The organism is Rhizobium sp. CG5 (assembly GCF_023701945.1).
Taxonomy (GTDB): domain Bacteria; phylum Pseudomonadota; class Alphaproteobacteria; order Rhizobiales; family Rhizobiaceae; genus Allorhizobium.
The window spans coordinates 109,512-121,748 of record NZ_JABAEF010000014.1; the positions used below are offsets into that span (position 1 = coordinate 109,512).

Sequence of the window (12,237 nt, forward strand, 5' to 3'; positions counted from 1 at the left end):
GCTCCCTCACGCGTCTTGCGGCGCGTGCCACAAGTCATCTTCCCCCTTGACCAGCATTGGCGTGGCAAAAGTGCCGCGCACCCGCTCCGGCCAGTGCGCGCCCTCCTCGGCCATCGCCTTTCGCCAGCGATCCGACTGCAGCATGGCCGCCCCGACCACCACCGGCTCGACACCGGAAGATTGCAGCAGCGACAACCCGGCCCGGATCGATGTGCCGCTGGAGATCACGTCGTCGATCAGCGCCACCCGGCAGTCCTTCAGGAGCGGCAGCATGCGCGGATCGACATAGAGCCGCTTCTGCTGCTCCGGCGTGGTGATCGACGATAGGGGCACCGACAATTCGTCGGAATACCAGAACTTTCGCGAGGTCCCGAGCGGCACGTAACGGCGATGCCCAAGCTTCTGCGCCACTACGGAGGCGAGCGTCAGCCCCAGCGTTGGCAGGCCGACCACGACATCGGGGCGCAGCAGCGACAATTGCCCGGCGAGATCCTCTGCCAGCGCATCGAGCACCGCGAAACTGGCCTGATTGACGATCAGCGAGGCCAGCGCATGCCGTCCATCGGAAAGCGGCCGGATCGGCAGCCGGATCTGCCGCCCGTCGGCAAGCGTTGCTGGATAAAAGTTCGAATGCCCGCCTTTCGGATCGAAACTCGCCGGCGGATGGATCTCCTGCCAGAAATCATGGGGCTGCATATCGTGGTCCTCGTTGGCCAGGCGCGCCGGAATGGCAAACCGCGCGCAGGCACAATGAAACGGTTCAAATCGCACGGTTTTCCCTCTATACCAAGCGCCTGACGATTGTAACCTTTCTGAGCGACCGAACCAGGCACAAGCGGCACTTGGCGAAGCTCATCTCCTCCACCGACCGGGACACCGAAAATCCATGCAGATCAAGCCAGACATCGCCGCCGACCTTGCCTTCCTGACCGAACTTCGCCGCGATCTGCATCAGTATCCGGAACTCGGCTTCGAGGAGGAGCGCACCAGCGCCATCGTCGTAAGATTGCTGGAGGAAGCCGGGATAAAGGTCACGCTCGGACTTGGCGGCACCGGCGTGGTCGGCACATTGCAGGTGGGCAACGGCACGCGAGTGATCGGACTTCGCGCCGACATGGACGCGCTGGCCATGCCGGAACTGGCCGACCGGCCCTATAAATCGAAGATCGACGGCAAGATGCATGCCTGCGGCCACGACGGCCACACCACCCTGCTCATCGGCGCCGCACGCCATCTGGCCCGGACCGGCAATTTCTCCGGCACGGTGCATTTCATCTTCCAGCCGGCCGAAGAGGGCCGCGGCGGGGCGCGACGCATGGTCGAGGACGGCCTGTTTGAAAAATTCCCCTGCGACGCGGTCTATGGCCTGCACAACATGCCGGGATTGGACCCGGATGAGATCGCCGTGGTCGAAGGCCCGCAACTCGCCTCCTCCGACAGCTGGCGCATCACCTTCCGCGGCACCGGCACTCACGGCGCCAAGCCGCATCTCGGTAAGGATCCGATTACCGCGGCGGGCACTTTCCTGTCCTCGCTGCAGACCATTGTCGGCCGGGTCGTCGATCCGCTGCAGCCCGCCGTCGTCAGCGCCTGTTCGGTCCAGGCAGGCAATCCGCAGGCCCTGAACGTCATTCCCGATACCGTCGAGATCGGCGGCACGGCACGCGCCTATTCGCCCGATGTCCGCGACCAACTCGAAACGGAAATCGGCCGGCTGGCGAACGGCACCGCCGCCATGTACGGCATATCCGTGGACTACCAGTTCCAGCGCCGCATTCCGCCTGTCGTCAACAACGCCGATGCCACAAGCCGGGCGCTTGCCGCCGCCCGGTCCGTGTTCGGCGCAAAGGTCCGCACCGCCTTCCCGCCCTCGACGGCCGGCGATGATTTCTCGTTTTTCGCCGGAGAGGCGCCGGGCTGTTATGTCTGGCTCGGCAATGGCCCGGCGGTCGACGGCGCGCTGCATCACAACACCGCCTATGATTTCAACGACGCGGCTATCGGTCCCGGCGTCAGCTTCTGGAGCACGCTGGTCGAGCAGGAACTGGCACCTGCCTGACCCGTCCGGTCGATTGCTTTTAAGCCTCCGCCAGAACAGGGCTTTCCAGCAGCCGGCCGGTGCCGACATCGGCGATGCCGCGGTCGGTCTGGTGCGGGCCGGCATTGCAGGCAAGCGTCGCCCCGAAGCAGGCCTTGAACACCAGATAGGGTGGCTGCCATTCGACAATGCGGTCCATGGCCGAACGGACGGCCGCGAAATCGCGCGCCACATGCTCGAGCGGCGCATCCGACACCAGACCGGACAGCGGCAAAGGCAGGATCGCATCGATCCAGCGGTTGGAGACCACCGCCATGCCGCCGCCCGCCGCAATCACCGCATTGGCGGCAATCGCCATGTCTTCCGGATCGCTGCCGAACACCGTGAGGTTGTGGCTGTCATGGGACACCGTGGTCGCAAAGGCGCCGCGCCACTTGCCCCAGTTTTCCAGGAATCCCACCCGCGGCCGACTGTCGCCGCGCCCGTGGCGATGGGCGACCGCAATCAGCGTGGTGCCCTCCGGCGGCACCACGAAACCGTCTTCCACTTTTGCCTGCCGCTCGCCCCATTCGGTGAACCGCGGCCGGTTGATGGTGGCGATCCGGACGGATTTGCCCTTCGAGGCCACCCGGAAATCGTTAGCCGTCAACAGCTCGATCTTCATCGACTGCGTGAGAACCGAAGGATCGACGGTTGCTGGCGTTTGAAGCAGTTCGCCGTTACGGGCCACCGCAACACCATTGGCGATCACCAGCCGCGCCTGCAGATCCGCCAGATCGTCGAAGACGACGAGATCGGCCCTTCGGCCGGCCGCGATCAAGCCGAGATCGGCGCGTCCAAGCCGCTGAGCGGCATTCAGCGTCGCGGCCCGCAGCGCCCATTCCGGCTTCAGGCCATAGCGCACCAGCCGGCGCACCACATCATCGAGCCCGCCGCCCTGCAGGAGATCGTCGGGAAAGACGTCGTCGGTGCAGAGCGTCACCGTCTGCGGCAGATGGCCGAGCCGGTTGAGTTCTTCGACGAATTCCGGCAACAAATGATCATGCGAGCCGCGCAGCTCGATGGTCAGGCCGGCCCTGAGCTTGGCCATCAGGTCGTCGCCGGAGACCAGCTCATGATCTGAACTGACGCCCGCCGCCATGAAGGCTGCGAGATCGCCATCCTTCAGCCCGCGGGCATGGCCGCAGATCAATTTATCCGACGCAAGCCCCGCCTGGACGATGGCGCTCATGCGCGGATCGCCATCGATCACGCCGCGCATGTTCATCACCTCCGCCACGCCGCCAATCTCTGGCCATGTGAGCAGATCGGCGATCACCGCCGCATCGAAATCGGCGCCGTTCAGTTCCAGTCCCGGTGCCGACGGCACGCAGGACGGCGCCAGCAGGATCATCCTGAGCGGCAACGCCCGAGAAGCCTCGGCAGCGTAGCGAACGCCCTCCACCCCGTGCACATTGCCGAACTCGTGCGGATCCCAGACAATGGTCGTCACGCCGCGCGGCAGAACTGCCTTGGCATAATTCTCCGGCGTCACCATCGAGCTTTCGACATGCATATGCGTATCGATCAGGCCCGGCGTCACGAAGCCACCTTCTGCATCGATGATCTCCACGGCATCTGCCCTGGCGCCCGGCGCGTGAACGCTGGCAATCAGCGCTCCGACCAGGCCGATATCGGCAGCGCGACGCTCGCCGGTCACCATGTCGACCAGCGTGCCGTTGACGATCAACCGATCAAACGGTGCAGCACCCCGGGCCGCCGCAATGGCGCGCCTGCGCAGATCCGCATCGTTGATATCCGCGGGTTCTCTCGAAGTTCGCGACGTCACTTGGCCGCCTCCCATTGTAAGGCGCCAAGCACGATCGCCTTGATGGCCGCGGCATCGCAATCGGCCACGAATTCCGCATTGAACGCACCATGCGACGCGCGCGTCTCGACGACAGTCCGCCCGCGGGTCAGTCCACTGCCGCATTCCATGTCGATGCGGGCCGGCTGCACGGTGATCAGATCGCCGCGCACGAAGGCGGCGGCGGCGGCCGGATCGTAAAGCGCCATGGCCGGCCGGCCGCGGCTGGTGGCGATATCGATGAAACCCGCCAGCATGTCGGCGATCAGCGCCGCATTCCGTCCGCCGGCATTGCGGATCGGCGTGACCTCGTCCGGCGTGGCCAGAACCTTTCGGCAAAAGTCGAGATCGACCATGCGCAGCGGCAGACCATGGGCCAGCACGATGGCAACCGCTTCCGGATCGGCCAGCGCGTTGAACTCGGCCGATGCCGTGTGGTTGCCGCGGGTCAGCCCGCCCCCCATCCAGGTCAGATCCTCGATGCGCGCGGCCAGATCCGGCCGGGCCAGGGCCAAAGCCGCAATATTGGTCAGCGGACCGAGCGCGAGAATACGGCGCGGCGCCGGTGCGGTTTCCAACCAGGCGCAGAGCGCTGCAAACGCATTGCCGGCCGGCAGAGCATCCGCCTCGGGCAATGTCAGTCCGGCCGTTGGGATGCCTGTATCGCCGAGGATTTGCTGTGCCGTCTCCAAGGCACCCATCACAGGTTTGGCCCGTCCCGCATGGACCGGAAAGCGCCAGCCAAAGGCCTCTGCGGCGCCGGCCGTATTGCGCAGCACCTGGTCCAGTGGGGTATTGCCGAACACCAGCGATGCGCCGTCGATCTCAAGGCCCGCATGCATCACCACCAGAATGGCGGCAATGTCGTCGAACCCCATATCCGTATCGATCCAGACACCCATGATCGTTCACCCGAACCGTTTGAGAGGAGCGGCGCCCTCGACCGGCAGGTCGAAGGCGACCTCAGTGCCCAGCGCATGGGCAGGATTTGCCGCATCGACTTCCGCCTTAATCACGCCGAGCGCTGTCTCCAGCACATATTCGCGCGTGCCGCCGGCAAAGGAAACGCCGCGCACGACCCCCATCAGAGGCCCAGCCCCCAAGGTGATCGCGCGCGGACGCCAGGCAAGTCCCGCCGCCACGGGCAGCTTGCCTGAAAGGGTGATCTCGCCGCCTGCCGTCACCAGATTCCCGTTGCGGATGGCGAAGATGTTTTCGAACCCGACGAAATCGGCAACGAAGCTCGACACCGGGTGGTTGTAGATCTCTTCCGGCGTGCCGATCTGCTCGATGGCACCGCCCTTCATCACCACGATCCGGTCGGCCAGAGCCAGCGCCTCGACCTGGTCATGGGTGACGAAGATCATCGTCACGCCGCTTTCCTTCTGCACGCGCTGCAGTTCAGTGCGCATTTCCAGGCGTAGCCGCGCGTCGAGATTGGACAGCGGCTCGTCAAGCAGCAGCACTTTCGGCTCCATCACCATGGAGCGGGCCAGCGCCACGCGCTGCTGCTGGCCGCCGGACAGCTCCGGTGTCTTGCGGCTTGCAAAGGCGGACAGCCCGACAGACTTCAGGCCGGCCGCCACTTTGACCTCCAGTTCGGCGCCACGCATGCCCTTCAGCTTCAGGCCGAAGGCGACATTCTCGAACACCGACAGATGGGGAAACAACGCGTAGGACTGGAAGACCAGGCCGACAGCCCGCTTGTTGGCCGGCACGCGGGTGATATCCACGCCATCGAGACGGATCCGGCCGCCGACCGGGGTCATCAGCCCGGCGATCGAGCGCATCGTGGTGGTCTTGCCGCAGCCGGACGGCCCCAGCAGTGCCAGCAGTTCGCCCTTGCGGATCTCAAGGTCGAGATCCCTGACGGCAACCGTATTGCCATAGGCGAGCGACAGCTTGTCGAGTGTCAGAAAGGATGTGTCAGACATAACGGGAGAACCCCAGAAAACGTTCGGCCGCAAAAACGATGCCGATGGACAGGAAGGCGAGCAGCGACGACAGGGCAGCGACCGAAGGATCGAAGACGATCTCCATATAGCCGATCATGTCGATCGGCAGGGTGCGCACGCCGGGACCGGACAAGAACAGCGAGACCGGCACCTGGTTGAAGCTGGTGACGAAGCCCAGAATGAAAGCCGACAGGATACCGCCGCGAATATTGGGCAGCACCACGCGGAAGAAGGCGCCCAGCCGCGACGAACCGAGCAGCACGGCTGCCTCCTCGATATCCGAGCGCAGGTTGTTGAGGCTGGCCGACACCACCCGCACCGCATAGGGCAGAACCAGAGCGGTATGAGCAAGGAACAGCGCCAGCGTGATCGACAGGCCGATCGGCACGACGAAATAGCGCAACAGCGCCAGGCCGACGATGATGCCGGGAACGATGATCGGCGCCGAGACGACGGTGCGCACGGTCTCGGCGAAGGGCAGCCTGTAGCGCGACATGGCATAGGCCGCCGGAATGCCAAGCACGAGCGCCGTGAACGTGCCGCCGATTGCCAGAACCATCGACATCACGAAGCTTTCGCGGAAGCTCTCGACGGTGAAGACCTTGAGGATCCACTTGAACGAAAAGCCCTGCGGCGGAAAGGCCAGCGTGTCGCCGGCCGAAAAGGATGCGGCGACGATGATCAGGAAGGGCCCGATCAGGAAGATCAGCACGAGAGCAAGCGTGATCGGCGCAAACAGTCTCTGGATCATGTCTTGTTCCTCGCCGTTGCGATGCGCTTCAGGAGAATATTGGCGGCAAAGCTCATGACGATCAGGATGAAGGCGATGACGCTGGCCGAGACGAAATTATTGGCAACCGTCACCTGCTGGTAGAGCAGGGTTTCCAGCATCAGCACCTTGGAGCCGCCCAAAATGGCGGGCGTGATATAGGCGGTCATCGACCCGGTGAAGACGAGCGTTCCGCCGACAACCAGGCCCTCCTTGGTGAGCGGCAGGATGACCTTCCAGAACACCTGAAACCAGTTCGCCCCGAGCACCCGGGCCGCCGGTACCGCATCTCTAGGCAGGTTCTCAAGCGCGCTGACCAGCGAGATGATCATCAGCGGCAGGAAAAGCTGCAGCAGGCCGATGAACACAGCTGTCTCGGTAAACAGGATGCGGAACGGCTCATCGCTCAAACCCACCGCCATCAGCGCCTGATTGACGATGCCGGTACGCCCGAGAATGACGATCCAGGCATAGGTGCGGGCGACAGGCGAAATCATCAGCGGCAGAACGACCAGGCCGATCATCCGGCCCTTGGCCCCCGGCGACAGGCTGACAATCGCATAGGCCGCCGCATAGCCGATCACCGCCGCAACCACGGTCACCAGGGCGCCAAGCCTGAGCGTACGCAGGAACACGGTGCGGTTCAGCGGCTCGGAAAAGAAATTCCCATAGGCCGAAAGCGTCCAGCTATCGGCCGAGCGGAACCCTTCCGACAACAACAGGATGACCGGTAGCAGGAATACCACCCCGGCAAAAATGGCCGCCGGCAGCGCAAGCGCCAGGGCTTCGGCCCGATTGTTGAACATAGGATCTCGTCCTTGATGAACGGTTTGCAGTGATCAGTCGGGGCGCGACCGCGAACCGAAGTCCGCACGCCGCGCCCCTTGCCTTGGGAGGCATTCGTAGACCAGATTTACTGGCCGACCTTGGCGTTCCACTCGGACAACCAGGCATCGCGGTTGTCGAGGGCAACGGCCGACGGGATGAGCTTCAGGCTCTTGGCGGTCTCTTCGCCATAGGTGATGTTGTTGGCGACCTCTTCGGACACCTTCACATCCTTGTTGGCCGGGCTGTCGATCAGCTTTTCGGCCAGCTTGGTCTGGATCTCGGTCGACAGCCAGAAATCCATGAATTCCAGCGCCAGGTCCTGGTTCTTCGAACCCTTGGTGACGACCATGACATTCATGCCGCCGGTCTGGCCTTCCTTGGGCGTCGCCCAGCCGAGCGGCAGGTCGAGTTTGGTGAAGGGCGCCCAGGAGAAGCGACCGATCGGCGCTGCCCAGATTTCTTCCTGCTGCATGAGCTGCACGAGCTGCGAGGACTTCACATAGAACGTGACGATCTCGTCCTTCTTGGCGCCGACGGCTTCGATCGCACCCTTCAGATCCGGCGTATCGGTGCCGAGCGCCTGGCCGAGCATGTAGAGCGACGGCGGCCCCTGGTTGGTCGTGACATTCGGGAAGGCGACATGGCCGGCATATTCCGGCTTCAACAGATCGGCCCAGGATTCGATCTTCATCTTGTCGGTGCGGTAGACGATGGACGTGGCATAGAAGGTATAGCCGATGCTCATGCCGTCGCCGTTCGGATCCTTGGCGATGTCGTAGAGCTTGTCGAAATTGCTGAGCTTGGCGGTATCGATCTTCTCGATCAGATCGCCGCGCGATGCCGAGAGCGCATCTGCCATGGACACGACCGCCATGTCGATAACCGGGTTTGCCTTGTTGGCCTCGATCTTGGCAAGCCGCTCGACGCTGTTGCCGGTCTCGACCACCAGCTTGCAGCCGCATTTGGCTTCAAAGGGATCGTAGACGATTTCCTTGAACTCGTCCTGCGCAAAGGCATAGACGGAAATCGTCAGGGTCTTTTCCTGGGCCTGCGCAGCGCCCATGGTCAGCACCAGCGCGGTGGCCGAGGCCAGCATTGTCTTGGTCATATGCGTTCTCCTTTGGTCGGTTTTTTGGGGTCTTCACGGAAAGAAGTCTTGGGCGCTGCGGATGTCTGACGAACGACCAGTTCCATCGGTACGCTGGTCCGGTCGGCGGCAACCACCGTGCCGGTCGTGGTTCGCGGGTCTCCATCGCCGCCCCCGCCTTCGGCCTCGATAACGCGCACTAGGGCCGCCACGGCGATTTCGGCAATCGCCGCCATATCCATGCGCACTGTCGTCAGGCTTGGGGTGACGACCGAAGACCAGACAAGATCGTCAAAACCGGTCACGCTGACATCGCCCGGAACCGAGATGCCGGCGCTTTGCAGTTCCGTGAGCGCCCGCAGCGCATGCAGATCGGAAACGGCAGCAAAGGCGGTAAACCCTTCTTCCACCAAAGCCCTCAAGCCAAGCAGGCAACCCTTGCCATGACGCTGTTCGTGCGTTTCGATCCAAAGCACATCCGCCTGTCCACCGACCGGCAGCCGTGACTTCATGCCTCCGATACGGTCGTTCTGAACGTTGGACGCCGAATTGTTGCCGATCAGCAGTAGCTTGCGATGACCAAGCGACACGAGATGCTCGGCAACGACCTGACCACCCTGCCAGTGATCGGCCGAGACTGTGTTGCCCGGCGTCGAGGGACTGTCGATCACCGCCACCGGGCAGCCGATATCTGCGATGCGCGTTCCGCGGCGCGGCACAATGACGATGCCATCGACGCCCCGCTCAATGAGCCGATTGATCGCCTCCGTCTGCATCGACACGCTGCCGCGCGAATCGGCGATCAGCACGCCATAGCCGGCATTGGTTGCCGCGAACTCGATCGCCTGGGCGATCTGCGGAAACAACGGATTGGCAATGTCGGGAAGAACGAGACCCAGCACGCCGCTACGTCCGGTTCTCAAGGCCCGTCCGGCAAGGCTCGGCGTATAGTCGAGCTCGGCCGCCTTGGCGCGCACCCGCTCGATCAGTTCTGCCGACACCCGTCCCTTGCCCGACAGCGCATTGGACACGGTCGCGACAGAGACGCCGAGCGCCTTCGCGATATTGCCCAAATTGGCTCCCGGCCGCTGGATTGCCATGTCTGGCCGCCCCACATGATTAAACGATTAATCATCGATAGCGGAGCCGATAATCTCTGTCAACTGGCCGCTTGCCAGGAAAGCGCCGGCGGGGCACATCGGCGATCGCGACGAGGCGAGTGCCGCTCCTCGTCACTACCTCCAGAGGAATAAGCCATCCTGAAAAAACTAAAAGTTGACATTCCGTCTGTTTTTGCCTATCTACTGGTTGTCGATATTTGCTTGCTTGACTTTTGTTATTGCGCGTTGACAACGCGCCCTGGACGAACTTCCCCTTCAAAAATCGAGACTTCAATCCGCGCACATCCGTGCGTCGGTTATGCAATCGCTATGAAAGGGTTCGTTATGACCACTGGCACAGTAAAATGGTTCAATTCCACCAAGGGCTTCGGCTTCATTCAGCCTGACAACGGCGGCGCGGACGTATTCGTCCACATCTCTGCTGTTGAACGGGCCGGCATGCGCGAAATCGTCGAAGGCCAGAAGATCGGCTACGAGATGGAACGCGACAACAAGTCGGGCAAAATGTCCGCTTGCCAGCTCCAGGCTGCCTAATCGGTCTTGTGCTCTCCGGTGACCACGGATGTACTGGCATCGTCGAGGGCATAAGCACCATCAGAGGGCCAGGCAACATGCCTGGCCTTTTCTACATCGGTCAATCGCTTCCCGGCGACCAACACTCAGGATACCGGATTTGACAGACACCCCCAGCAAGGCCCGAGAGCACGCCGAGTCGGCTTTCGGAAAAACACAGTCCCAGTTTCTGGCCCGCAGCCGCGTTGTGTCAGAGCAGGATGCAGTCGTGCAGGCTCGCGACGAAAAAACCGTCCGCCTGCGCGAATTGCGGATGGCCAAGGAAGCCATTGATCTGGCCTCCGTCCCCGCCACCCCCGTCGCCAAACGCGCTACCAAGCGCTAATCTGGATTGACGGCACATCGATAAGACGGCATCGCCTGGCTCTGCGCAAGCTGAAGCCTGGCCCGTCTGACTTCTACTCTTCCAAAATGTCCAAAGCGGAACCAAAGATTTGAAAAACACGAGAGACAATGGCCTGTCCGATCGTCGCCAGGCAGCAATTGATGCAAAGAAGGCCCTACTGGAGGGCTTCAAGGCGGCCAAGGCCGCTAATGCACCCGCATTGGAGGCAAAGCTTGCCGAGCGCGCAGCCATTTCCAGCGCCCGCGAAGAGCGTCGGGCCGAGCGCGAACGCGCCAAGGCAGAAGAACACCAGCGTGAGCTCGCCGAAGCGGCGGCCCGGACCGAAGCGGCCGATGCCGAAGCACGGGCCGAAGCCGAGCATCGCGAAGCCGCCGACAAGGAGCGCATCTCGCGCGTCATCGAAGACGAAGCGGCCCGCAAGGCCGAGCGCGACCGGCGTTATGCCAACCGCAAAGCTCGCAAAAGCTGATCTGAACTCCCGACTGTGCGCCATTGCGACCGACGGCCTTCCGGCCGCCGGTCACAGCTCTATGTAAGACCCAGTGTTTGCACCATTGCAAACGTCACCGTGCAAATCGCACGCGGATGATCGGCCACGCCTCGCCGTCCCGACCAATGCCAGCCATACCGCACCTGCGAACAGATCCTCGGATTTTGCGTTGACTCCGTCGGCGAAGCTCTGTCTATTTGTATAGTCAATTAACGGCCGGGATCCTTACTCATCGGCCGAATAAACGGGAACAGCGCCCCTCGCGGGATTGAACGGTAAACTGGAGACATCACCATGCACAAGCGACTTTTCTTGAAGGCAGCCCTTGGCGCCGCTCTTCTTTTCGGTGCCACCCTATCGGCTCACGCCGAAGATGCGCTGGCGCGCATCAAGGCGGCCGGCACCATGAAAGTGGGCACCGAAACCGCATTTGCCCCGTTCGACTTCATCGATGCCGGCACCCATGCCGGCCTGAACGTCGATCTCTTTGCCGAAATCGGCAAGGAACTCGGCGTCTCCATCGAATGGATCGCCCTGCCCTGGGAAGGCGTCTTCCCGGGCCTGGAAGCCGGCAAGTTCGACATGGTCGCCGGCCCGGCCACCATCACCAAGGCCCGCATGGAGCGCTACCGCTTCACCCCGCCGATCGCCGAGGCAACCGTTGCCGTTCTGAAAAAGGCCGGCGACACCTCGATCAGCAAGCCGGAAGACATTGCCGGCAAGGCGATCGGCGTCGGCAAGGCCACATCGCAGCTCGCCCAGTTGACCGAATATTCGGCCACCCTGTCGGCCAAGGTCGACATCCGCGAATATCCGGCCTTCACCGAATCCTACGCCGACCTCGCCGCCGGCCGTATCGCCGGTGTCGCCAACTCGCTGCCCAATATCGCTTTCGTGGCCAGCCAGCGCCCCGACACGTTTGAAGTCGTCCTGCCGCCCTTCGGCAAGAAGGCCTATTTCGGCTTCATCGGCACGAAGGATGCCGATCACGCGACGCTGATGGATGCCATCGACGCAGCACTTTTGAAGATGAAGGGTGATGGCCGCCTGGCCGAAGCCCAGAAGAAGTGGTTCGGCGCCAGCTTCGACACGCCGGACGCGGTCACCGACCCGGCGTTCTAAGCACCGGCAGTCCCGATCTTGGCTGCGCGCGGCACCGTAAGGCGCGCAGCCCGTTCCTCCAG

Annotated in this window: 13 protein-coding genes; 5 read left to right on the forward strand and 8 right to left on the reverse strand. The window is 62.9% G+C overall.

All coding sequences use genetic code 11. The features are described from left to right. Window positions 1-6: 6 nt before the first annotated feature. Complete coding sequence (locus tag HGO38_RS21385; protein WP_250958003.1) at window positions 7-696, reverse strand: phosphoribosyltransferase; 690 nt, start codon at window positions 694-696, stop codon at window positions 7-9. A 190-nt stretch (window positions 697-886) separates the two neighbouring features. Between HGO38_RS21385 and HGO38_RS21390 the strand changes: the two genes are divergently transcribed. Then, window positions 887-2,059 (forward strand): M20 aminoacylase family protein, encoded by a 1,173-nt coding sequence (locus HGO38_RS21390; protein WP_250957930.1) that lies wholly within the window; start codon window positions 887-889, stop codon window positions 2,057-2,059. 19 nt (window positions 2,060-2,078) lie between these two features. On the opposite strand, the gene HGO38_RS21395 is transcribed toward HGO38_RS21390, so the two are convergent. From HGO38_RS21395 to HGO38_RS21425, 7 genes are all read right to left on the reverse strand, one after another. Then, window positions 2,079-3,866, reverse strand: coding sequence for an adenine deaminase (locus HGO38_RS21395; protein ID WP_250957931.1), 1,788 nt, complete (start codon window positions 3,864-3,866; stop codon window positions 2,079-2,081). Then, window positions 3,863-4,786, reverse strand: a complete 924-nt coding sequence (locus HGO38_RS21400; RefSeq protein WP_250957932.1) for a nucleoside hydrolase — start codon at window positions 4,784-4,786, stop codon at window positions 3,863-3,865. The genes HGO38_RS21395 and HGO38_RS21400 overlap by 4 nt, the downstream gene beginning before the upstream one ends. A 6-nt stretch (window positions 4,787-4,792) precedes the next feature. Next, on the reverse strand, window positions 4,793-5,818 hold the full coding sequence (locus HGO38_RS21405; RefSeq protein WP_250957933.1) for an ABC transporter ATP-binding protein: 1,026 nt from the start codon (window positions 5,816-5,818) through the stop codon (window positions 4,793-4,795). Beyond that, window positions 5,811-6,590, reverse strand: coding sequence for an ABC transporter permease (locus tag HGO38_RS21410; RefSeq protein WP_250957934.1), 780 nt, complete (start codon window positions 6,588-6,590; stop codon window positions 5,811-5,813). The genes HGO38_RS21405 and HGO38_RS21410 overlap by 8 nt, the downstream gene beginning before the upstream one ends. Continuing rightward, window positions 6,587-7,414: an ABC transporter permease gene (locus tag HGO38_RS21415; protein WP_250957935.1), complete on the reverse strand. Its 828-nt coding sequence runs from the start codon at window positions 7,412-7,414 to the stop codon at window positions 6,587-6,589. Before HGO38_RS21415 ends, HGO38_RS21410 begins: the two co-directional genes overlap by 4 nt. A 107-nt stretch (window positions 7,415-7,521) precedes the next feature. Next, a complete protein-coding gene (locus tag HGO38_RS21420) occupies window positions 7,522-8,544 on the reverse strand; it encodes an ABC transporter substrate-binding protein (RefSeq protein WP_250957936.1) in 1,023 nt (340 codons plus the stop codon). Then, the gene (locus tag HGO38_RS21425; RefSeq protein ID WP_250957937.1) at window positions 8,541-9,623 is read right to left on the reverse strand and encodes a LacI family DNA-binding transcriptional regulator; all 1,083 of its coding nucleotides are present in this window, start codon (window positions 9,621-9,623) and stop codon (window positions 8,541-8,543) included. The genes HGO38_RS21420 and HGO38_RS21425 overlap by 4 nt, the downstream gene beginning before the upstream one ends. Before the next feature lie 330 nt (window positions 9,624-9,953). Here HGO38_RS21425 and HGO38_RS21430 point away from each other — a divergent pair, with 330 nt between their 5' ends. From HGO38_RS21430 to HGO38_RS21445, 4 genes are all read left to right on the forward strand, one after another. Continuing rightward, complete coding sequence (locus tag HGO38_RS21430) at window positions 9,954-10,178, forward strand: cold-shock protein (protein ID WP_284739504.1); 225 nt, start codon at window positions 9,954-9,956, stop codon at window positions 10,176-10,178. 139 nt (window positions 10,179-10,317) lie between these two features. Next, complete coding sequence (locus HGO38_RS21435; protein ID WP_250957938.1) at window positions 10,318-10,542, forward strand: hypothetical protein; 225 nt, start codon at window positions 10,318-10,320, stop codon at window positions 10,540-10,542. 109 nt (window positions 10,543-10,651) lie between these two features. Continuing rightward, window positions 10,652-11,032: a DUF6481 family protein gene (locus tag HGO38_RS21440; RefSeq protein WP_250957939.1), complete on the forward strand. Its 381-nt coding sequence runs from the start codon at window positions 10,652-10,654 to the stop codon at window positions 11,030-11,032. 315 nt (window positions 11,033-11,347) lie between these two features. After that, entirely contained in the window at window positions 11,348-12,175 is an 828-nt protein-coding gene (locus HGO38_RS21445; RefSeq protein WP_250957940.1) for a transporter substrate-binding domain-containing protein, read from the forward strand. Window positions 12,176-12,237: the final 62 nt, after the last annotated feature.

Excerpts from the sequence above, each read along its gene's own strand:
- HGO38_RS21385 (WP_250958003.1), bottom strand. The coding sequence starts at position 696 with ATGCAGCCCCATGATTTCTGGCAGGAGATCCATCCGCCGGCGAGTTTC.
- HGO38_RS21390 (WP_250957930.1), top strand. The coding sequence starts at position 887 with ATGCAGATCAAGCCAGACATCGCCGCCGACCTTGCCTTCCTGACCGAA.
- HGO38_RS21400 (WP_250957932.1), bottom strand. The coding sequence starts at position 4,786 with ATGGGTGTCTGGATCGATACGGATATGGGGTTCGACGACATTGCCGCC.
- HGO38_RS21405 (WP_250957933.1), bottom strand. The coding sequence starts at position 5,818 with ATGTCTGACACATCCTTTCTGACACTCGACAAGCTGTCGCTCGCCTAT.
- HGO38_RS21410 (WP_250957934.1), bottom strand. The coding sequence starts at position 6,590 with ATGATCCAGAGACTGTTTGCGCCGATCACGCTTGCTCTCGTGCTGATC.
- HGO38_RS21415 (WP_250957935.1), bottom strand. The coding sequence starts at position 7,414 with ATGTTCAACAATCGGGCCGAAGCCCTGGCGCTTGCGCTGCCGGCGGCC.
- HGO38_RS21420 (WP_250957936.1), bottom strand. The coding sequence starts at position 8,544 with ATGACCAAGACAATGCTGGCCTCGGCCACCGCGCTGGTGCTGACCATG.
- HGO38_RS21425 (WP_250957937.1), bottom strand. The coding sequence starts at position 9,623 with ATGGCAATCCAGCGGCCGGGAGCCAATTTGGGCAATATCGCGAAGGCG.
- HGO38_RS21430 (WP_284739504.1), top strand. The coding sequence starts at position 9,954 with ATGAAAGGGTTCGTTATGACCACTGGCACAGTAAAATGGTTCAATTCC.
- HGO38_RS21445 (WP_250957940.1), top strand. The coding sequence starts at position 11,348 with ATGCACAAGCGACTTTTCTTGAAGGCAGCCCTTGGCGCCGCTCTTCTT.